The following is a 21216-nucleotide window of genomic DNA, read 5'->3' as shown; positions in this document are numbered from 1 at the left end:
CGATATTTGATATGATGTTATGGACAATAAAGGAGGTTTTGCCAATGAATTCGTTTACCGATAAACTCAGTACATACGCACAGCTTGTGACAGAAGTAGGCGTAAATGTCCAAAAGGGTCAAAAGGTCGTGATCAATGCTTCGACAGAAGTTCGCGATTTTGCCCGCCTGCTTGTGAAAAGCGCTTATCAAAGAGGCGCAAAACAGGTGACAGTCCGCTGGCAGGATGATGAAGTGACAAGGCTGAAATATGAGCTTGCCCCTTTCGAAGCGTTTGAAGAGTACCCGGAATGGGAAGCCAAAGGGATGGAAGCGCTAGCTAAGGAAGGCGCCGCATTTATTTCGGTTGTCTCAGCAAGTCCCGACCTGCTGAAAGGAATCGATTCCAAACGAATTGCAGCACAGCAGAAAGCAGCCGGAAAAGCTTTGCATACATACAGACAAATGATTCAGTCCGATAGAGTCAGCTGGACGGTAATAGCGGCTCCTTCACCTGCTTGGGCAAAAAAAGTATTCCCTGACAGCAGTGAGGAAACAGCGATGCAAAAGCTCTGGGATGAAATTTTTAAGACGACCCGTGTCGACCGGGATGACCCTGTTCTGGCGTGGAAAGAGCATGATCAGACACTCCGCGATAAAGTGAGTGTTTTAAATGACAAGCACTATAAGGCCCTTCATTACAAAGCTGAAGGCACCGATCTGACAATTGAGCTCCCCGAAAAACACCTTTGGGTCGGAGCCGGAAGCACAAATGAACAAGGCGATGAGTTCATGGCCAACATGCCGACGGAGGAAGTCTTTACCGCGCCGAAAAAAGACGGGGTGAACGGAACCGTATCCAGCACGAAACCGTTAAGCTACGGCGGCAATATTATCGACGGCTTTACACTGACATTTGAAAATGGAAGAATCATTGATGTAAAAGCAGAAGAAGGCGAAGAAATCTTAAAAGAGCTTATTGATACGGATGAGGGCTCGCACTATTTGGGAGAAATCGCTCTCGTCGCGCATGACTCTCCGATTTCCAATTCAAATATACTGTTTTACAACACACTATTTGATGAAAATGCATCAAACCATCTCGCGATCGGAAGCGCATATGCCTTTAACATTGAGGGCGGCAAAAAGATGACGCGTGAAGAGCTTTCGAAAGAAGGTCTAAATGAAAGCATTACACATGTTGATTTTATGATCGGTTCAGGTGAAATGGATATTGACGGAATAACGGCTGACGGAAAAAGAGAGCCGATTTTCCGAAAAGGCAATTGGGCTTTTTAACAGCCTTCCGCCTAAAAAGGACCTCAAAACGCTTTGAGGTCCTTTTATATAGTGTCCGCATGCCGCCAATGCACTTCCTGACGGATTTCCGATAAAAAAGCGACGCAAACTTTAAGGATGAACTTCACCCTTACATGAAAGGTGGCTGTAACGGCTGAAGCCAGTCCAATGCTCCGCCTTCTCATAGTTTGGGCAAACTGCTTAAATGTTCATGCTTCAGCTTCCAGCTTCCTGACTCGTCCTTTACAAATACGTTTGTCGCACGGCCTGCCCCTTGAACCGATTCGCCTTGATAAAACCCTTTCCATTCATATGTATAAAGACAGACGGCCTGTTCGTCTGTTTCCGTGATCCAGCTGACATTGCTAGCGCTGTATACTTCGTTTTCGATTTGCTTCCAGGCGTTTTCAAAATAACGCTGAATCTCCTGAAAGCCCGAGCACGTTTGATCCGAGAACCAATACACAGCGTCAGGATCAAGGAGCTCTTTGACATTCTCAAACACATGCGTGTTTGTTGCTTTTATATATTGCTCAAGAGCCTTTCGGCATGACACAGCAACCATCTCCTTTTTATAAAAAACCCGCTTTTTAAGGCGGGTTTTCTTGAATTATGCGTAAAGTTCAGCAAGCTTAGCCTGAACAGTTTTGTCTTCCAAAAACTCATCATAGCTCATTTGTTTGTCAATGATGCCGTTTGGCGTGATCTCGATGATCCGGTTGGCAATCGTTTGGACAAACTGATGGTCATGGGATGTAAACAGCATCGCGCCTTTAAAGCTGATTAAGCCGTTATTCAATGCTGTAATCGATTCAAGATCCAAATGGTTTGTCGGCTCATCCAGCATTAGCACGTTTGCACCGGAGAGCATCATTTTGGAAAGCATACAGCGGACCTTTTCTCCTCCTGACAAGACGCTTGCTTTTTTGAGCACTTCTTCTCCCGAGAACAGCATTCTTCCTAAAAATCCGCGCAGGAAGCTTTCGCTTTGATCATGGGGAGAAAATTGGCGAAGCCAGTCCACAAGGTTCAAATCGCTGTTCTCAAAATACTCGCTGTTGTCTTTCGGGAAAAACGCCTGGGATGTCGTCACGCCCCATTTAAATGACCCGCTGTCAGGCTCCATTTCCCCGGCAAGGATTTTAAAGAGCGTCGTGGCAGCAAGCTCATTGCGTCCCGTAAAGGCGATTTTATCGTCCTTGTTCATCATAAAGCTTACCGAATCAAGAACTTTGACGCCGTCGATCGTTTTGGACAAGTCTTTAACGACGAGCACATCGTTCCCAATTTCACGTTCAGGCGTGAAATTGACGTACGGATATTTCCGTGATGATGGTTTGATATCATCGAGCGTAATTTTTTCGAGCAGTTTTTTTCTTGATGTGGCCTGCTTGGATTTGGAGGCATTTGCGCTGAATCTCGCGACAAACTCCTGAAGCTGTTTGATCTGCTCTTCTTTTTTCTTATTGGCTTCCTGAGCCATTTTTAAGGCAAGCTGGCTTGATTCATACCAGAAATCGTAGTTTCCGACATAGATTTGGATTTTATTAAAATCCAAATCAGCAATATGTGTACATACTTTATTTAAAAAGTGGCGGTCATGCGAGACGACGATCACCGTGTTCTCAAAGTTGATTAAAAACTCTTCAAGCCATTGGATCGCCTGAATATCCAAATGGTTTGTCGGCTCATCGAGAAGCAGTACGTCAGGCTTTCCGAACAGAGCTTGTGCAAGAAGCACTTTCACTTTGTCAGATCCGCCGAGATCGGCCATTTTTTTCGAATGAAGCTCTTCTGGTATACCGAGTCCTTTCAGCAATATCGCCGCTTCTCCTTCAGCTTCCCAGCCGTTCAGCTCGGCAAACTCGCCCTCAAGCTCAGCAGCGCGGATCCCGTCTTCATCCGAAAAGTCCGGCTTCATATAAACGGCATCTTTTTCCTGCATCACTTCATAAAGGCGCTTATGACCCATAATGACAACTTTCAGCACTTCATATTCTTCGTACTCAAAGTGATTTTGCTTCAGCACGGTAAGGCGCTCGCCGGGGCTCATATGAACATCGCCCGTCTGAGGCTCAATCTCACCTGATAAAACTTTTAAAAATGTGGATTTTCCGGCTCCGTTAGCCCCGATCAGCCCGTAGCAATTTCCGGGCGTAAATTTAATATTTACATCTTCAAATAACTTCCGGTCTGCAAACCGCAAGCTTACATTATTTACAGCTATCATTTCATATCCTCCATCAACTTTACTTCATTAGAACGAGTATAACACGAATGATCCGCAAGAGAAATGCTTTGCTTTTTTACGATAAAGTTTTAAAGAAAAATATACCGAAAAAAAGCTTTTTTTACATTTCCATTGTGACAATATGTTACAATTAATGAAGATTGGGGGAAGGAAAAATGAAAATGAAAGAAGACCCCGATATCATCAGATGGGTAAACACGAGGCCGTGGCACGCGGTTTTCATAGCAGCCGCCATGGTGATATCTACGATGTCTATCGGGCTTTTTAAAGGGTTTAATATGTGGACTGCGGATTTTTTAATTTTTGCTTGTCTTTTAATAGGTTTTGGTCTTCTTGTAGGATGGCTTCAAAAGATATATTATAAAAAGGTGATATTTGAAGAAAACACGGATCGTTAGACGGAGGACAACATGAAGCTTATCACTCTGACAGAATACTGCATGTTTATTTTTTTTGCCGGCGTATATTTGGCAGTAACCGGCTTTACAGCACGCGACTTGGGCCTTTATATCGGGATCGCCTTGATTTACACGTTCGTTCATATCTACGCAAAGCGAATGCTGACAAAACGGGGAAAAGAAACGGCGGAAATCAGAATACTTTTCAGCGTTCTTCTGATTATGGCTGCAGTATTCGTTACCGTACTATTTATCGCAGTGCTGGCATCATTATTGTCATAAAAAGCAAAAATGCCTGACTGTCCCAAAGGACGGCAGGCATTTTTCAGTCTGTTTTTCGGATTTCATTAAATGGGAAAAACACAAATTGTGATGTCCCTGCCACTCGTTTTTTATCAATCAGCCCGAGTCCGTTCCGGCTGTCCATCGATCTCTGGCGATTGTCCCCCATGACAAAGTACTTGCCTTCTGGGACTTTCACAGGGCCAAAATCCCCCGTCAGCTTGACGCCGACTGCTTCCGCCTCTTTTTTGTTCGCCTTAAGATACGGCTCGGACACTTTCTTCCCGTTTATGTAAAGCGTGTCATCCTTCATTTGCACGGTATCCCCCGGCAAACCGATCAGGCGTTTTACGTAGTGGACATTTTTTTCATCTCCATCGATGATGACGATATCTCCCCGTTTAAACTCACCAATATATTTCACCGTTTTATAAACGAATAAACGTTCCCCGTCGTGTAGCGTCGGGTCCATTGATGTGCCTTCGACCAAATACGGTTCGAATAAAAATGCCCGGATCAGCAAGGCCAGAGCGACTGCAATCACAATGGCTTTTACCCATTCAAAGAGAGAATTTTTCTTTTTGGTGGATTTTTCTTCAGTCAAAACGCTTCCTCCTAAAAACAGTCTGTCACAATTTACAGTTCAAAAATAAAAGCTTTCCTATACTTTATCACAAGTTCTGAGAGAATACATAATCAGCATGCCCGCAAGTGATAAAAACAGGAAAAAAGAAAGTGCCACGTGTGAAACCTTGTGGCACTTTTTAGCACTTATTCTTCAGTTGGAACCGGCTTTTTCAAGAAGCCGAGGATGAGAGCTGTTACCACCGCTCCAATCAGCACGCTCACAAGATAGAGAAGCGGATGACTCGTTGTCGGGAAGACAAACACTCCTCCGTGCGGAGCGGGAAGGGTAACTCCGAAAAATTGCGATAAACCGCCGCCGACTGCTGAACCAACTACACAAGCCAGAATGACGCGGGCAGGATCGGCTGCCGCAAACGGAATCGCACCTTCCGTGATAAATGACGCCCCCATAAAGTAGCATGTAATCCCTGCCTCACGGTCGCGTTTTGAAAACTTGCTTTTAAAGAACGTTGTTGCAAGCGCAATCCCGAGCGGAGGCACCATACCGCCTGCCATGATCGCCGCATGCGGTCCGAAGTTTCCTGCTTCAATCATTGCAATACCGAATGTAAAGGCCGCTTTGTTGATCGGGCCTCCCATATCAATTGCCATCATACCGCCTAAAATAATGCCCATTAAGACAAGGTTTCCTGTACCAAGTCCTTCAAGCCAGTGTGTCATTCCGTCCATAATCATCTTGACAGGCGTGTTGACAACATAATGCATGATGAGTCCAGTGAAGAAGACACCAAACAACGGATAGATTAAAACAGGTTTTAATCCATCAAGAACTTGCGGAAGACCGGCAAACGCTTTTTTCAAGAGAATGACGATGTATCCGGCAAGGAAACCGGCAATTAATCCGCCTAAGAAGCCTGCGCCAGCCTGTGTCGCCATAAAACCGCCGACCATACCAGGCGCAAAACCAGGACGGTCCGCAATACTCATTGCAATAAAACCGGCTAATACAGCAACCATTAATTTCAAAGCATTTGCACTGCCGATTTCCATTAGAGCAGCCGCAAATTGATTATAAGACGGGTCATTCGGGTCTGAAGAGTTAATGCCCCAGAAGAACGAAATCGCAATTAAAATTCCGCCCCCGACAACAAATGGAAGCATGTTGCTGACACCGCTCATCAGGTGTTTGTAAAAGCCGCCGCCTTTTCCTTTTGCAGCTCCGCCGTCATCAGAGGCTGAGCCGCCGCCTGTGCCCCGATAAATTGGCGCATCTTGGTTCAGCGCCTGCTCAATCAGTTCTTTCGGACGTCTGATCCCTGCTGTAACAGGTACTTCAATCACGTGCTTTCCGTTAAAGCGCTCCATCTCAACTTGCTTATCGGCAGCAACGATGATGGCAACCGCATCTTCAATTTCCTGGGCTGTCAGGGCGCTTTTAATACCGCCTGATCCGTTTGTTTCAACTTTAATGTCAACGCCCATTTCTTTTGCTTTTTCTTTCAATGCATCAGCGGCCATAAATGTATGGGCGATCCCTGTCGGACATGCTGTCACTGCAAGGATTTTTCCTTTGGCAGATGGAGCCTGAGGCTCTTCAGCCTGCTCTTCTTCTTCTTCATCTTTGTCATGCTGGTTGATAATATCGATGATTTCTTCTTCTGATCCCGCTTCTAGCAGCTGCTTGCGGATTTCTTCCCGCATCAGCAAGGTAGACAGCCTTGACAGCGCTTCTAGGTGCGTGTTATTGGCTCCATCTGTGGCAGCGATCATGAAGACGAGATGGCTCGGCTGCCCGTCCAGAGATTCATAATCGACACCTTCTTTTGAACGGCCAAACGCGATCGCAGGCTCCTTAACGCTCGCTGTTTTCGCATGAGGAATGGCAATGCCTTCGCCGATTCCTGTTGAGCTTTGCTTTTCGCGATTGATAACGGCTTCTTTGTAGCCTTCTTTATCATTTAATTTTCCTGCCTGATCCAAAACGGTGACAAGCTCTTCAATCACGTTTTCTTTCTGGCTGTTCTCAAGGTTTAACTTGATCGTATGCTTTGTAAGTAGCTCTGTTATTTTCATAACCTTTCCTCCTTTAAATCGTTTTGACTTGAACTTCCGGAAGAAGTTTGTGAACCAGCTCTTCTGTTCCGAGCTCCTCTGAAAAAGCGGTAGCGCTGCCTGAGGCAACCCCTAGCCGAAAAGCCTCTTTGATGTCGAGCTGTTTTTCAATACCTGCGAGAAAACCGGCAACCACTGAATCCCCAGCTCCAACAGAGTTAATGAGCTTTCCTTTAGGGACATTGGCATGGTAAACGCCGTCTTTCGTGAATAAAAGAGCACCTTCACCAGCCATCGAAACGATAGCGTTTTCCGCTCCTTGTTCAATCAGTTTTTTTCCGTAAGGCACTGCTTCTTCAGCAGAGGTGATCGTTGTTCCAAACATTTCTCCAAGCTCATGATGATTTGGTTTCATTAAAAGCGGACGCATTTGAGCCGCTTTTAAGAGAGCCTCACCTGAAATATCAACGACGACTCGAACATTCTGCTGACTGCATGTTTCAGCAATCTTTTCATAGGTGTCCTGAGGCAATGAAGCTGGAATGCTCCCGGCCATTACGACGATATCCCCTTCTTTCATGGCGGAAAATTGGTCTAAAAACGCCGCGAAATCCTCATCGCTAATTGAAGGGCCTTGTCCATTAATTTCTGTTTCATCCCCAGTTTTCAATTTCACATTGATTCGGGTATCTCCATTTACCTCATGAAAGGCTGTCTCAAGCTTCTCTTCTTCAAGAAATGACTTGATGTAACCCCCGGTAAAACCGCCGATAAAACCGAGAACTTTAGAAGGCACATGGTGTCTGTTTAATACCCGTGACACATTGATCCCTTTGCCTCCCGGATATTTCGTGTCATAGACAGAACGATTTAACCCGCCTAATGAAAATTCTTCAACGTGAACAATGTAGTCGACCGATGGGTTGAGTGTTACAGTGTATATCATGTTTTCACTACCTTTACGACAGTTTTTTCTTGATAGTTATCAAATGAATGTTTTGCAGATCCTGCTGTAACGATAGCTGCTTCGTCTAAACTTGCAAAGGCAGAAAAAGACATCTCTCCAAACTTGGAAGCATCAGCTAAAATAAAAGCTTTTTTTGCCTGTTTGACAGCTTTTGTTTTGATGAGGGCTTCTTCAGGATCGGGAGTTGTAAATCCCGCTTCTGTATGAATCCCGTTCACACCGATAAAACTTTTGTCAAACCGGTACTGGCTGATGGCCGACAATGCGGAGCCACCCACGATCGCCCCTGTTTTATGCTTCACATATCCGCCTAATAAATAAAACGTGATACCTTTTTTGATTAATGCGTCAATGTGCATGACTCCGTTGGTGACTACGATAATATCCTTCTCTTGATCGATAAAGTCGATCATTTGCAAAGTAGTCGTCCCGGCATCAAGGAAAATGCAATCGCCTTCTTCAAGAAGAGAGGCGGCTTTCTGGGCGATTTTTTTCTTTTCATGAAGGTTTTTGGATGATTTTTCAAGCATATCCGGTTCCATTCGAATGTCCGAAAGCTTTGATGCTCCTCCATGAACACGCTTTAAATATCCGCGGGCTTCGAGCGTCGACAAATCTCTTCTGATCGTTGACTCAGATGCATTCGTTAAATTCATTAAATATTGGATTTTCACGACATCATGCTCTTCAATTTCGTCAATGATCAGCTGGTGCCGTTCGGGAGTCAACACATTATCACCCCTTTTTGAAAACGCCTTCATTTAGCTTACAATTTCATTGTAAACGCTTTTTCGACATAACTCAACAAAAATCTTTCAAATTCATTCAATAACCATCAAAATCTTTCACATTTCAACATCTTAACGTGATATGTATCATTTGTAAACTGTATAAACTATAAAAATTCGCAAAAATATGTGACATTATTATTATCTATTCCATCAAGATTCATGCAACGGCTCATCAATAAACCCCATGCTGACTGCATGAGGTTTTTGCGAAAAGAGCTTTATCCATTCATTTATCAAGATTTCCCAATAACACTTGAAACAATCATAGAGATAAGATAACAGCAGCATAAGAATAAACAATACAGAAACGCCGATCCAAGCAGCCCTACAGCAATTAAAACATATGACCAGATCGTAAAAATATCAAACATGCTCGGAAACACTCAATAGAGGTTCGCCGGCTGGAATGTATCTGTCCAGCGAATGTGAAACATAATAACCCAAACTGATCACGACATCCCTGATGACCGTGACAAAACTCACATAAACAGACTGAGAGACCATACATGAAAATTGGTTTTTCCTCCGCCGATTTTTGCGATCAGCCACAATACTAGAGCACTCAACACTTAGAAAATAGCGGATTGAAAAATATTACGAAGGCCAAATAGCTGTATTTCTCCGGCCCTAGATTCAAATGATACAACTCGTCCATTTGCCAAAACATGATATCAATAGATCGTCCGGACAAGGCCAGCACGATCATCATCGCAGCCAAATGACAGGTCGTTCTCTCATTCGCACAAACTGATGGACAGGGCTTGTGATCATACCGATCAATGACGGCTTTAGCTCTTTTGGTGCGTCTACTTTCGCTTCCACGTTCTCATTCCACCCGTACATTCCTTTTGGTGAAATCAAGATGAAATTCACAGCAATTTCAAGTCTATCCTTCATAATCCGGATATTTTTCTAAATTAGTTTCATTTTATATAAAATTGGACAAGAAAAAAGACCGTCTGCACAACGGTCTTTTCGTCTTTTATATCTCGGCCGCGGATCTGAAAGAGTCATTCTATTCATAACGCAATGCATCGATCGGATCGAGGCGGGACGCTTTATTGGCCGGGATCAGTCCAAATATGACGCCGATCGCCATGCTGAACAGCACACCGCCAAGAACCACCTGCCAGGAAACGAGCGGCGGCCAGCCGGCGAAAAATGAAACAAGAGAGGCTCCCCCATATCCGAGTGCAATTCCCAGCACACCGCCAATCAGTGTAATCAATGCCGATTCAATGAGAAATTGCGTCAAAATCTGGCCTCTTGTCGCACCGAGCGATTTTCGAATACCAATTTCCCTTGTTCGTTCTGTGACGGACACAAGCATGATGTTCATGACGCCAATGCCTCCAACCAATAGGGAAATGCCTGCGATCGAGCCGATAAACGTTGTCATAATCGCCGTGATTTGGCTGATCCCGGACGCAATTTCTTCCATATTCATCACTTCATAGGAATCTGTTGTGCCGTGATTGTCATTGATGATATCAGCGGCTTTCGTTCCGACCCCATGCAGATCATCCGCAGATCGCGCCTGAACGGAGACGGAACTGTAATCGCTGATGCCGAAAGAAGACTTAAGCATCGTAAACGGAACATATATTTCATTCATCCCCATCGCAAGCAGTCCGGTTTCTTTTTTCAAAACACCGATGATTTGCACCGGCTGTCCGTTTAGCCAGACGACTTGATCGAGCGGGGATTGATGAGGAAACAATTCTTCCGAAAACTTTGAGGACACGATGCCGACCCTTTTCCCTGTCCGATAGTCCGTTTCGCTAAATTCTCTTCCTTTTTCCAGCTTCATTGAATTGATGCTGATATATCCGTCATTGATTCCGTTCACTGCAGCATCAGACTCTTCTTCCCTAAAACGAACATTCATGGTTTCAGTCGTCTTCGCGACAACCTGTTTCACTCCTGAAACAGATTTAAGGCTCCGGATGTCCTCTTCTGTAAAGCTGGCGCTCAAATAAGCGTTTGGATTGACAGATAATTCTTCCTCACTTGGATTGTAAAAGATTTCAACCGTATTTCCCGGTCCGCTGATTGACTGTTTAAGCATCTGCTCTCCGCCTTGCCCTGCGGCAACAACGACAATCACAGAGCCCACTCCGATAATGATGCCGAGCATCGTTAATATCGAACGCAGCTTATGAGACAATATAGAACTCAAAGCCATTCTCAAGTTTTCAACGAGATTCATTCCGCCGCCCCCCTCCGCTCTCTTTCAGCCGAGATAATTTCACCGTCCCGCACCATGATGATGCGGCTCGTATAATCGGCAATTTCGGGTTCGTGGGTGACAAGAACAACAGTCGTTCCCTCCTCATTCAATTCAGTAAATTGCTCCATAATCGCATGGCCTGTCTTCGTATCGAGCGCACCGGTCGGTTCATCAGCCAAGATCAGTTTTGGTTCATTGACAGTCGCCCTCGCTATGGCAACACGCTGCTTTTGGCCGCCGGAAAGCTCATTCGGCATATGGTGCATTCGATCCTTCAGGCCGACCTTTTCAAGCGCCCGTTCCGCCCGCTCCCGCCGTTCTTTTTTCGGAATGCCCGAGTAGATCATCGGAAGTTCGACATTTTTCATCGCATTCAGCCTCGGAAGCAGCTGAAACTGCTGAAAAACGAAGCCGATTGCCCGATTTCTGACCACTGCAAGCTGTTTTTCCCCATATGATGAGACATTTTCGCCGTCCAAGCTGTATACTCCGGATGTCGGCCGGTCAAGACAGCCGATGATATTCATGATCGTCGATTTTCCGGAACCCGACGGACCCATGATGGACAGATATTCGCCCTGCTTAATTTTCATATCGATTCCTTTAAGGACATCGACCGTTTCCCTTCCGATTTGATAGCTCTTTTTCACTTGGGAAAACTCAATCATTGAAGCTTCACTTCCGTTCCGCTTTTCAAATCGTCAGCAGGGTTTGCAATGACTTGATCTTCGCTTGTCAGACCGTCGGTAATTTCGATGACGCCATCGGTGTTTTCTCCGGTTTTCACATTGATCCGCTCCGCCTTTCCGTCTTTGACAGCAAATACGTATGATTGATCACCCTCCTGCTTGACGGCCCCGGCAGGCAGAGCCTGAACGGTTCTCTTATCCGTCTGGATATTCATAATCATTTTAAAACCTGGTTTAGCTTGCGGGCGTTCGCCTTTGATCTTCACTGCAACCGGATATTGAACAGCGCTTTGTTCCTTTCCGGCTCCTGTTATTGCAGTATCCTGCTGCTCGGGCGCCAATCCGACCGCAGATACCCTGCCTCTCCATTCTTTGTTTTGAATGACATCTGAAGTGATCGTTACATTCTGGCCTTTTTTCACTTTCAATGTGTCATATTCTGATAACACCCCTCTGACGATAAGCTTGTCCTCATTCCCGATATGTACAACAGGCTTTTGAATGTCCGATTTGTTGGCCGCCGCTTCCTTGTCAGCCGTAATCACCGTTCCGTCGATTTCACTTTGCACTTGGAGTGCGGCCGTTTTGTTCTGGAGCGCTTCCTTTTGCAAGCCGGCTTGTTTGAGTTCAAGCTGGGCCGTTTTTTCCTCCATTTCCAGCTGTGTGCGTTCATCATCAATCTGCCTTTTGGCATCTTTTTCGCCAAGCTCCGCCTTTAGATTCTTTTCCTTATCGCTTAAATGATTGATTTTTTTTTGAATCTGCTCAAGCTGAAGCTGCTTTGATTCAATGGAAAGGGCGTTTTGCTCTGTTTCTAAACGAATTTCTTCATTCGCATATGTGAAAAGCACATCTCCTTTTTTAACCTTGTCCCCCTCTTTCACTTTAATGTCTGCGATCTCTCCTTTTTCAGGTTCGTAATATTCATATTGTTCGTTTGCAAATTGAAGCGTTCCCGGAACCATGACAGTAGAAGCGATCTCTTTTTCTTCGAGTCTCACCGTATCGATCGCTGCGCTTTCTCCACCGCTCGTTTGAGCCGAGCGGTAGAGGTTGAGCCCGATTAAAAGCGCAGCAGCCAGAATAATAACAATGCCGATCGCTATCTTTTTCATTTACATTGCTCCTTCAATTGATTCAAAAAAGTTACTGGCCAAACCGACTGCAAAAGCAAGCAAGAGAGAAATGATAAATAAAATGATAACCGCAGTCCAAGCTGCTTTTTTAGATATGCCCCCCACTTTTTGAAGCCCAATGGCAACCAGTGCAAGAGACCAGATTGTAAATAGGTCAAATACACCCAAAACCGATTTGAGCGGCTGTCCTGCTGTGATGACACTGCTTAACGATGTGACGACAACTTCAGGATCAATATTTGAATAATAGATGACAAGACCGTTGATCAATTGTCCGGCAGCCGCTATAAAGTACGTGAAAACGGCCAGCGAGAACATGTGGACATAATCGGTTTCCCCTTTTCCGATCTTGACGATCAGCCAATAAATTAAAGCGCTGATCAAAATGGCGATGACAGAGCCAATAATCCCGCCGACCACACCTACGCCTTTCATCGCAGATGCAAATGCTTCCGCATCAGGCACACCCTGTAATTCAGATGTAAGATCGATTTTTGCATTGAGATGATAAGCGCCTGTAACGGATAAAATCAAGACGACGAAAAGAGGGAGCCAAAAAACCGGCTTTTCCCTCATTCTCTCAAACTGCTCTCCAGGACGCGTTATCATTCCCAGCAAAGACGGCTTTTTTCCTTTTTCCATTTCTAAATGAGTTTCCACTTTTTAATCCCCCTTATCATAATGACTACCTATTTGTACGGAGGTGAGTATAAAATGTTTCATGGTGTTTTTCGCAAAAATAGATTTTGCGTAGTCAATCCGCCTGAAACATGCGGTACTGTGCCTTCACAAGCTCATAATACATGCCGCGTTGTTTGATTAATTCCTGGTGGCTGCCTTCTTCCATTTTTCTGCCGTGGTCAAGCACCATGATTTTATCAGCATCCCTTATCGTTGACAGCCTGTGGGCGATCATGATCGCAGTGCGGCCGTGAAGCAGGGTTTTCAAGGCGGCTTGAATTTTGACTTCGGTTTCTGTATCGATACTGGCGGTTGCTTCGTCAAGGATGAGAATACGCGGATCAGCCAAAAGCGCCCTTGCAAATGAAATCAATTGCCGCTCCCCCGCGGATAAGATGTTGCCGCGCTCTTCGACCTCTGTGGCATACCCATTTGGAAGCGCTGAAATGAAAGAGTCGGCACCGACGGCTTTAGCTGCTTCAACGACTTCTTCATCAGTTGCGTTCGGCCGCCCAAAACGGATATTTTCCATAATCGTTCCTGAAAAAATGAACGTGTCCTGAAGGACGATGCTGATTTGCGAACGCAGGTCGTCAAGCGAAATATCTGTGATCGGAATTCCATCCGCTTTTACCGTCCCGCTTGTCGCATCATAAAACCGGCTGATCAGGCTCGCAATCGTCGTCTTTCCTGATCCTGTATGCCCGACAAGTGCAATCGATGTGCCAGCCGGAATCTCAAACGATATTCTGTGAAGCGCCTTCCGCTTCCCATCATAAGAGAATTCAACATCGTCAAATTCAATATGACCTTTTAATTCTTTTACTTTAACGGCATCTTCTTTATCCGCAACACTCGGCTTTTCATCAAGAAATTCAAATATCCGTTCAGACGAAGCCATCCCCATCAGCAGCTGATTATAGACTTGACCAAGCCTTGAAATCGGCTCCCAAAACATCCCGAGATAAAAAGCGAAAGATACAAAAACGCCGATCGTAATCGTTTCATTAATGATCAAGCTTGAGCCGTACCAGATGAGGATGGCGGTTCCGACCGCATTTGTCATTTCGACGAGCGGGCGAAATGTCGCATTTTTTTTCGTCGCTTCCCGCCAGGCTTCAAAGTTCTCGCCATTGACGCCTTCAAAATACATCATATTTTCTTTTTCCTGTGTAAACGCCTGAGTGACCCTGATGCCTTGGATGCTTTCGTTTAAGTGGGAATTCAGCTTTGACTGTTTTAACCGGACTTTTTGCCATGACCGGCGGATTTTTCTCCGAAGATTGGTAGAAATAAAGAACATGACAGGCAAGGTAATCATGATCGCGATTGTCAGCTCAGGACTAAGCGAAAACAGAATGACAATAATTCCGAAGAGCAGCAGGACATCCATCAGCAAATTGATGACTCCGCTCGTAAACAGCTCCTGCAATGAATTGATATCATTCATGATGCGGACGAGAATCGAACCCGCCGAGCGTTCGTCAAAAAAGCGGTGTGAGAGCCGCTGGACATGTGTAAACAAATGCTGCCTAAGATCATAGATCACATGCTGTCCAAGTTTGTTCATCCAACGGATTCTCAAGACATTCGCAACGTAATTCACCAGATACATGATGCTGATGACACAAATCAATAGAAGGAGAAGATTCATATCTTTGCCTGCGATTGCTTTATCGAGTGCATAGACCCCGATCAATACGGGCACGGTCAGCCGAATGGCCGCAGCGATGATCACCGTTAAAAAAGACAGCGGCAGCAAATTGCTGCGGTACGGTTTTAAATATTTAAGCAGCCGCCACATTTGCGCCCAGTTAAACGGCTTTTCAATGATTTGGTCTGAAGCGTAAAAAAACCGGTTCATCAATGTTTGTTTTTTCGCTTGGTGCTCCATCAAACAACGGCCCCCTATCCTGCAAAATGCGGTTCATTCAAAACATTTTGATCTTTGTACTGCAAATCAAAAATCCGTTTGTATAAACCGTTTTTCTCAATTAATTCTTCATGTGTTCCTCTTTCCTTTATCATGCCGCTGTCTAAAACGAGAATTTCGTCAGCATGCTTCACTGAAGAGATTCTGTGAGCGATAATAAAAGTCGTCCGATCACGCATCACCTCTTGCAGGGCAAGCTGGATGCGATGTTCCGTCTCCATATCAACGGCGCTTGTCGAATCATCCAAAATCAGAATGCTCGGATTAAGACAAATCGCTCTCGCTATGGCAATCCGCTGCTTTTGACCTCCCGACAGCCCGAGTCCCCTTTCGCCGAGCATCGTCTCATATTGATCCGGAAGCTCCATGATAAAATCATGGGCCTGGGCTCTTTTCGCGCTTTCCATGATGTCATCCATCGATGCATCCGGCTTCCCATAAGAAATATTCGATTCAATGGTAGATGAAAATAAAAACGATTCCTGCGGAACGATTCCGATATTTGAGCGCAGCATCTTTAATGAATAGTGGGAAAGAGGTTTGCCGTCAATCGTGATATTTCCTGATGTCGGTTCATAAAAACGGCTCAACAATTGAATGATGCTGCTTTTCCCTGAGCCCGTCGCACCGATTAATCCAATCGTTTTCCCCCGGGGAGCTTGGAATGACACCTCATGCAAAGCTTCAGCGTTTCCCTTTGTATATTGAAGGGAAACATTGTTGAACACGACATCTCCATTCAGCCGTCCGCTTTCGGCCCGACAGCCGCGGTCGGTTATTTGCTCGTCAGCATCAAGAATGTCTAAAAGACGCTCCCCAGATGCTTTTGCCTGCGAAAACAAGTTGATGACATAGCCGAGGTTCATAATCGGCCACATCATATAATTGACAAGGCTGAAAAAAGCGACGAGCTCCCCCGGATTTAAGCGGTTTTGAATGACGAGCCAGCCGCCATACGACAGGAGTGCAACAAGGCAGATATTGCCGATGAACTCCATTAAAGGGAAAAATTTCGACATGATATATGAAGCATTTAAATTTTTTGTTCGAAAATGTACGTTTGAATGAGTAAAATTCTGAATTTCAAAGTTTTCTTTTGACAGGGATTTTACGGTGTTCATTCCGCTGATATTTTCCTGGACTTTTGTATTTAAGCGGGCGAAGGATTTTCTTATCTTTCGAAAAGCGGGGTGCACTTTTTTATCAAACCGATAGACCGCCGCTCCCAAAAACGGCAATGACGCAATGGTTACGAGAGTAAGAGGTACTGAATAAGAAAACATGACAGAAAGGCTCAGTGTAACGAGCAGGACAAAACGAACCACCTCTGCAAAGCCGAACGACAAAAAGAATCTGATTCCCTCGACATCAGCTGTCAGCCGCGACATCAAATCCCCTGTTTTTGCACTGTCATAATACTTAAACGGAAGACGCTGCAGCTTCGCATACAGCTCTTTTCTCAGGCTGTAGACAGAGTGAATGCCGAACATATCGCCAAGATATTGATGGAAGAAAGTAGCTGCACCTTTTACTGTCATGACAACGATAAAACCTAGGCTGATCCACATGATCAATTGATATTGGCCGCCAATAATCACTTCATCAATCGTCATCTGCAGCATAATCGGATAAATGACAGTGATCGCCGTCATCAAGAGCATTGAAACCAGCGACAAAATAAACAGTTTTTTATAAGGCCAATAAAAAGACTTTAGTTTTTTGAGTGACTCCATTCGCACCAGCACCTTTCCAATTCATGTAAAACTAGGACACATCATCTAATATATCGATTTCCGAAATAAAATTCCACCAATTTTATAAAATTCAGACTTATTATGGAGACTTTCCACTTCTCCCGTCTGAACATCAAACGGCTGCTCAGTTTGCCAATTTGAAAATATTAAGCCGATTATAAAGGAAAATTTTTGATGAATAGAGGAATATGATGTAAAATAATAGAAAATGTTATCAAATTATGAATGACGGAGTTGATTGCAATGTCGAACAGAGAGGCTTTAAAAAAACAGCTTCTCCTCTTAGGTGAATTGGAACAAAAAGTCTGGAGAGACATCAGGAAAGAACGTGAAGGCATCTATGAAAGGCTGGGTGAGCTTGACAGGCAGATCCAGCGATATAGACGTTCCAATAAAGAGTATTATGCAGCACATTGCGTAGACATTATTAAACAGCAAAAAGGCAACATCGTAACAACGAAAGAGCTGAAAATGAAACTGAAAGAAAGAACCAATTTTAACGTTCACCGTATTAGTGAGCTTTATGAGCTTATTCAAAAATTAGAACCAAATATTTCTAAAGAACGGCGCGGCTGTTTTCTCTATCTCGGAAACGATTATGATAATAACGGCAGCCGGTTATAGCTTGTGCATAACCGGCTGCCGTTTTTTTACCCTCCGCTGACCGGCGGAATGAAAGCGACTGTATCCCCGGACTTTACTTCACTGTTACCTCTTTTATACACTTCATTGACTGCGATCATAGCCCGGTCTGTTCCCTGAAGATTGTACGTTTCCTTTAAAAACTGCCTGATGCGGTCTGTCGTTGTTTTCTCTTCTTCCATATTGATGCTCTGTGCACCCGCTTGCTCTGCAAGATGGGCAAACAACAAAATTTTAATCAATGTCAGCACCTCTTTTACGGTTCGAAGCCACAGCTTCTATGTCTGGCTTTCCTTTGGGATATGCCGTTGTTTCAAGCTGGTCTCCGATCCAGGATTCTCCGTCTTCCCAATGCTCTTTTTTCCATATCGGAACGATTTGCTTTATTCTATCAATCGCATATTCGTTCGCTTCATAAGCCGCTTTTCGATGCGGGGAGGAAACGGCGATGACAACGGCTGCATCCGAGATATCCAATCTTCCGATTCGATGAGTAATAGCCGCAATGGCTCCCGGCCATTTTTCACTGATTTCTTCGCCTATCTGAGACAGCATGCCGACTGCCATCGGAACATAAGCCTCATATTCCAGATAGAGCGTTTTTTTTCCATTTGTCCATTCTCTCACTGTTCCGATAAATGTCGTAATGGCGCCGGCTTCTCTTCTCTCGACTTTTTTGACGACATCGTCGATTACGATGGGTTCTTCTGTTATGACAAATCGTCCAGACAAACGCCTTCCTCCTTTAAGTGTTTTACAATATAAGAAATCGCACTTGGATCCTCCATATGAAAACATTGTATATCATTCCCAGCAATATGCGGTTTATTGTGCTGGTAAATGACAGCTATAATGCCGTCCAATTGTTCAATCAAATCGTTATCCCCGTCATCTCTGACCATTACAACCTTTGGATATTCAGCTTGTTTAAACCCTTCAATCAGCAGGCAATCGATCGACAGGAGGCTGTATGCGGAAATCAGCTTTTCCAGCGTCCAATTCCCGCGGGCGGTAAGCTGGAAAACACCTGCGCCTTCCACCCCGGAAGCCGCTGCACCAGCCCGCAAAAAACGGCCGGAATCTTTTCCTTCGGTAAAAGCATCCGGCTCTCCCCCATGACCGTGATGCTTCAGACAGCCGGCCTGCACACCGTCATGTTCGAGCTTTTCCAGAAGCATTTCAACAAACGTCGTTTTACCGCTATTTTGATACCCTACGACCTGGAGGATCGGAAAATCTCTTGCCATAGCTCCTCACTTCCGTTCTCATCCCGATATAAAAGGACATGCACCCGTCTGCCCGCTTCATAGCCTCTTGTGCCTCCAGGTAAAACCATAAGGGCATTGGCATCTGCAAGCGATGTGACAGCACTGGATTTATCAAGGCCGACCGGTTTTGCATGAAGCGTTCCTTCTTTGATCGAGACTAATGAGCGGACAAACCTTGTAAATGGATTAGGCTTTGGAAAATCCTTTGTTAGAATCGCTTCAGCGCACATTGGATACGGTTTTGGATCACGCAGCCAAGCTTTGACGGACGGTTTTACAAACAGCTCAAAACCTACGAAACAGGCAGACGGATTCCCTGACAGCCCAAATAACAATTTTCCGTTTAATTGGGCGACTGTTGTTACGCTTCCCGGACGCATCGCCACTTTATTAAACAGAACCTCGGCGCCGAGCTTTTCATAAATAGCCGGCAGAAAGTCAAAATCCCCAACGGACACTCCGCCGGTTGTAATCAGAAAATCCACCTTCTTCAATGCTCCTTCGACCGCTTCAAAGCTCTCCTCAAATTGATCCGATATTTTCCCTAAATAAAGAGGTTTGCCGCCTGCTTCTTCAACCTGGGCTGCCACCATGCCCGCATTGCTGTTGCGGATTTTCCCCGGAACGAGGGGGTCACTGACATTCAAGAGCTCCGTTCCGGTTGCTATGATACCGATCACAGGCTTTTTAACCACGGGAACAGCAGCATAGCCGAATGTCGCAAGCAGTGCAACAACCCCCGGCGTAATCCGCGTTCCTTTCCTTATAAGAACCGAACCTTTTTCCGCATCTTCACCCGTTTTCGAAATGTTTTCTCCGGGCTGGAAAGCACGCTTCAGCATCATATAGTTTTTTTCGTCTTCTGAATATGTCTTCGTCAGCTCGAGCATGACAACCGCATCCGCACCTTCGGGAATCTGCGCTCCCGTCATAATCCGGACTGCCTGAAAAGGGCCGAGCTTTTTTTCCGAAACAGCCCCGGCTCCGATATGATCAATAACCTCAAATTTAAGCGGGTTCTCTCTGGAAGCGCCGGCAGTATCGGACGCGCGGACCGCAAAGCCGTCATATGGCGAGCGGTCAAAGGCCGGCACATGATGATCAGCTTTTACATCCTCAGCTAAATACCTGTGCAGACTTTCCTCAAGCTGAGTCCACTCTGTTTCTCCCTGTTTCTGCAGCTGTATGACACGTTCGGCAGCTTCATAGACGGGGATGGGTTTTCTTTGTTCAAGCATTCAAAAAACCTCCTGTTTTTACATTCCGATGACTCTTGCCAATACTGAGTTGGCTTCTTTTATATCGCTTGTGCCGTGAACAAGCGCCCTTCCATCATGAAAAATGACGATCCGAAACGCTTCATATGCAACATGAAGCAGGTAGTCATTCGCATCGACTTTGCCGATCCCGGCAAGTTTTTCGATGAGCTCTTGTTTAGGAAGGTGTTTTAACATATCGCTGCGTATTTGAACGGTCTCCCTTCCGCACAGCACGTCCGCTTTCTTTTGCTTTGAGTTCTGGAGAAACGGATATACCGGCGCTTGGCCGCATGAAGGGCAGTTCTTATGACGGTCTATTTGCATCTCAAAATGGGTGTTCGCCCATAAATCAAACGTGACAAAAGCCGTTTGAAGCGCCTCTTTTTGATCCGTCAATATCTTTAATATTTCGGCCTGCTGATAAGCCGACACCATTTGAACGGCAGGCGAAATAATTCCGGAAGTATCACATGTTGCTCCGCCAATCGGAATGTTCTCAAACAGACAGGCAAGGCAGGGTGTGCTTCCGGGAACGATCGTCATATACATGCCCTGACTGCTGACACAAGCGCCGTAAACCCATGGCGTACCAGCCGCTTGAGCCAGGTCATTGATAATCATGCGGGTCTCAAAATTGTCTGTTGCATCAACGACGGCATCCGCCTCTTCGATCAGCGGCTTCAGCGTCTCAGCGGTGCCGTCTGAAACATATGTATGAAGCCTGACATCGCGATTCATTTTTGAAAGGCGCTCTTTTGCCGCAACCGCTTTTGGAAGCCGTTTTTCTGCGTCTTCTTCGGTATAGAGCTGCTGCCTTTGCAGATTGCTCCATTCTACATAGTCGCGGTCTATAATAGACAAAACACCGACTCCTGCGCGGACAAGCCCTTCAGCGGCGGCTGTGCCGAGCGCTCCGGCTCCGACAATCAAAACATGGCTTTTTCTTATTCTGTCCTGTCCCGCTTGTCCGATGTTTTGATATCTGATTTGTCTTGAATACCTTTCATGCATCAGGATG

21 protein-coding genes are annotated in these 21216 nt (G+C 45.3%); 4 read left to right on the top strand and 17 right to left on the bottom strand.

Going from position 1 to position 21216, the window contains the following annotated elements; all coding sequences use genetic code 11:
- Positions 1–44 precede the first annotated feature (44 nt).
- Positions 45–1277: an aminopeptidase gene (locus RBH91_RS08710; protein WP_307894222.1), complete on the top strand. Its 1233-nt coding sequence runs from the start codon at positions 45–47 to the stop codon at positions 1275–1277.
- Positions 1278–1458: 181 nt separating this feature from the next.
- Here the strand turns inward: RBH91_RS08710 and RBH91_RS08705 are convergent, their stop codons facing one another.
- Positions 1459–1833 carry a YybH family protein gene (locus RBH91_RS08705; protein WP_307894220.1) on the bottom strand — a complete coding sequence of 125 codons (375 nt, stop codon included), beginning with the start codon at positions 1831–1833 and terminating at the stop codon, positions 1459–1461.
- 54 nt (positions 1834–1887) lie between these two features.
- A complete protein-coding gene (locus RBH91_RS08700; protein WP_307894218.1) occupies positions 1888–3507 on the bottom strand; it encodes an ABC-F family ATP-binding cassette domain-containing protein in 1620 nt (539 codons plus the stop codon).
- 176 nt (positions 3508–3683) lie between these two features.
- Between RBH91_RS08700 and RBH91_RS08695 the strand changes: the two genes are divergently transcribed.
- Together RBH91_RS08695 and RBH91_RS08690 are read left to right on the top strand one after the other, a co-directional pair.
- A complete protein-coding gene (locus RBH91_RS08695) occupies positions 3684–3926 on the top strand; it encodes a hypothetical protein (RefSeq protein WP_307894216.1) in 243 nt (80 codons plus the stop codon).
- Positions 3927–3938: 12 nt separating this feature from the next.
- Positions 3939–4208, top strand: coding sequence for a hypothetical protein (locus tag RBH91_RS08690; protein ID WP_307894215.1), 270 nt, complete (start codon positions 3939–3941; stop codon positions 4206–4208).
- A gap of 43 nt (positions 4209–4251) precedes the next feature.
- Here RBH91_RS08690 and lepB read toward each other — a convergent pair whose 3' ends face one another.
- The 10 genes from lepB to RBH91_RS08640 all read right to left on the bottom strand — a co-directional run bounded on the left by lepB (position 4252) and on the right by RBH91_RS08640 (position 17008).
- A complete protein-coding gene (lepB, locus tag RBH91_RS08685) occupies positions 4252–4812 on the bottom strand; it encodes a signal peptidase I (RefSeq protein ID WP_307894213.1) in 561 nt (186 codons plus the stop codon).
- A gap of 167 nt (positions 4813–4979) precedes the next feature.
- Positions 4980–6869, bottom strand: a complete 1890-nt coding sequence (locus RBH91_RS08680; RefSeq protein ID WP_307894212.1) for a PTS fructose transporter subunit IIABC — start codon at positions 6867–6869, stop codon at positions 4980–4982.
- A gap of 13 nt (positions 6870–6882) precedes the next feature.
- On the bottom strand, positions 6883–7794 hold the full coding sequence (gene pfkB, locus RBH91_RS08675) for a 1-phosphofructokinase (protein ID WP_076762229.1): 912 nt from the start codon (positions 7792–7794) through the stop codon (positions 6883–6885).
- Positions 7791–8546, bottom strand: a complete 756-nt coding sequence (locus RBH91_RS08670; protein ID WP_076762228.1) for a DeoR/GlpR family DNA-binding transcription regulator — start codon at positions 8544–8546, stop codon at positions 7791–7793. Before RBH91_RS08670 ends, pfkB begins: the two co-directional genes overlap by 4 nt.
- Before the next feature lie 1075 nt (positions 8547–9621).
- Complete coding sequence (locus tag RBH91_RS08665) at positions 9622–10815, bottom strand: ABC transporter permease (RefSeq protein ID WP_076762227.1); 1194 nt, start codon at positions 10813–10815, stop codon at positions 9622–9624.
- On the bottom strand, positions 10812–11504 hold the full coding sequence (locus RBH91_RS08660; protein WP_307894210.1) for an ABC transporter ATP-binding protein: 693 nt from the start codon (positions 11502–11504) through the stop codon (positions 10812–10814). Before RBH91_RS08660 ends, RBH91_RS08665 begins: the two co-directional genes overlap by 4 nt.
- Positions 11501–12640: an efflux RND transporter periplasmic adaptor subunit gene (locus RBH91_RS08655; protein WP_307894209.1), complete on the bottom strand. Its 1140-nt coding sequence runs from the start codon at positions 12638–12640 to the stop codon at positions 11501–11503. Before RBH91_RS08655 ends, RBH91_RS08660 begins: the two co-directional genes overlap by 4 nt.
- On the bottom strand, positions 12641–13321 hold the full coding sequence (locus tag RBH91_RS08650) for a YknW family membrane protein (protein WP_307894207.1): 681 nt from the start codon (positions 13319–13321) through the stop codon (positions 12641–12643).
- Positions 13322–13415: 94 nt separating this feature from the next.
- Entirely contained in the window at positions 13416–15236 is a 1821-nt protein-coding gene (locus RBH91_RS08645) for an ABC transporter ATP-binding protein (RefSeq protein WP_307894702.1), read from the bottom strand.
- A gap of 14 nt (positions 15237–15250) precedes the next feature.
- Positions 15251–17008 (bottom strand): ABC transporter ATP-binding protein, encoded by a 1758-nt coding sequence (locus RBH91_RS08640; protein WP_307894205.1) that lies wholly within the window; start codon positions 17006–17008, stop codon positions 15251–15253.
- 264 nt (positions 17009–17272) lie between these two features.
- On the opposite strand from RBH91_RS08640, the gene RBH91_RS08635 reads away from it, so the two are divergent.
- Positions 17273–17653 carry a Rok-like winged helix domain-containing protein gene (locus RBH91_RS08635; RefSeq protein ID WP_076762221.1) on the top strand — a complete coding sequence of 127 codons (381 nt, stop codon included), beginning with the start codon at positions 17273–17275 and terminating at the stop codon, positions 17651–17653.
- A 26-nt stretch (positions 17654–17679) separates the two neighbouring features.
- On the opposite strand, the gene moaD is transcribed toward RBH91_RS08635, so the two are convergent.
- The 5 genes from moaD to RBH91_RS08610 are packed head-to-tail and all read right to left on the bottom strand — an operon-like array spanning position 17680 to position 21209.
- A complete protein-coding gene (gene moaD / locus RBH91_RS08630) occupies positions 17680–17913 on the bottom strand; it encodes a molybdopterin converting factor subunit 1 (RefSeq protein WP_307894202.1) in 234 nt (77 codons plus the stop codon).
- A complete protein-coding gene (locus RBH91_RS08625; RefSeq protein ID WP_307894200.1) occupies positions 17906–18403 on the bottom strand; it encodes a molybdenum cofactor biosynthesis protein MoaE in 498 nt (165 codons plus the stop codon). The genes moaD and RBH91_RS08625 overlap by 8 nt, the downstream gene beginning before the upstream one ends.
- Entirely contained in the window at positions 18382–18918 is a 537-nt protein-coding gene (gene mobB, locus RBH91_RS08620) for a molybdopterin-guanine dinucleotide biosynthesis protein B (protein ID WP_307894198.1), read from the bottom strand. Before mobB ends, RBH91_RS08625 begins: the two co-directional genes overlap by 22 nt.
- The gene (locus RBH91_RS08615; protein WP_307894197.1) at positions 18885–20177 is read right to left on the bottom strand and encodes a molybdopterin molybdotransferase MoeA; all 1293 of its coding nucleotides are present in this window, start codon (positions 20175–20177) and stop codon (positions 18885–18887) included. Before RBH91_RS08615 ends, mobB begins: the two co-directional genes overlap by 34 nt.
- Before the next feature lie 18 nt (positions 20178–20195).
- Positions 20196–21209 carry a MoeB/ThiF family adenylyltransferase gene (locus RBH91_RS08610; RefSeq protein WP_307894195.1) on the bottom strand — a complete coding sequence of 338 codons (1014 nt, stop codon included), beginning with the start codon at positions 21207–21209 and terminating at the stop codon, positions 20196–20198.
- Positions 21210–21216 lie beyond the last annotated feature (7 nt).

The sequence above is a fragment of the Bacillus swezeyi genome (assembly GCF_030908325.1).
GTDB classification, from domain to species: Bacteria; Bacillota; Bacilli; order Bacillales; family Bacillaceae; genus Bacillus; species Bacillus swezeyi.
The sequence above is the reverse complement of the archived record's forward strand: the minus strand, read 5'-3'. Positions and strand labels throughout refer to the sequence as shown.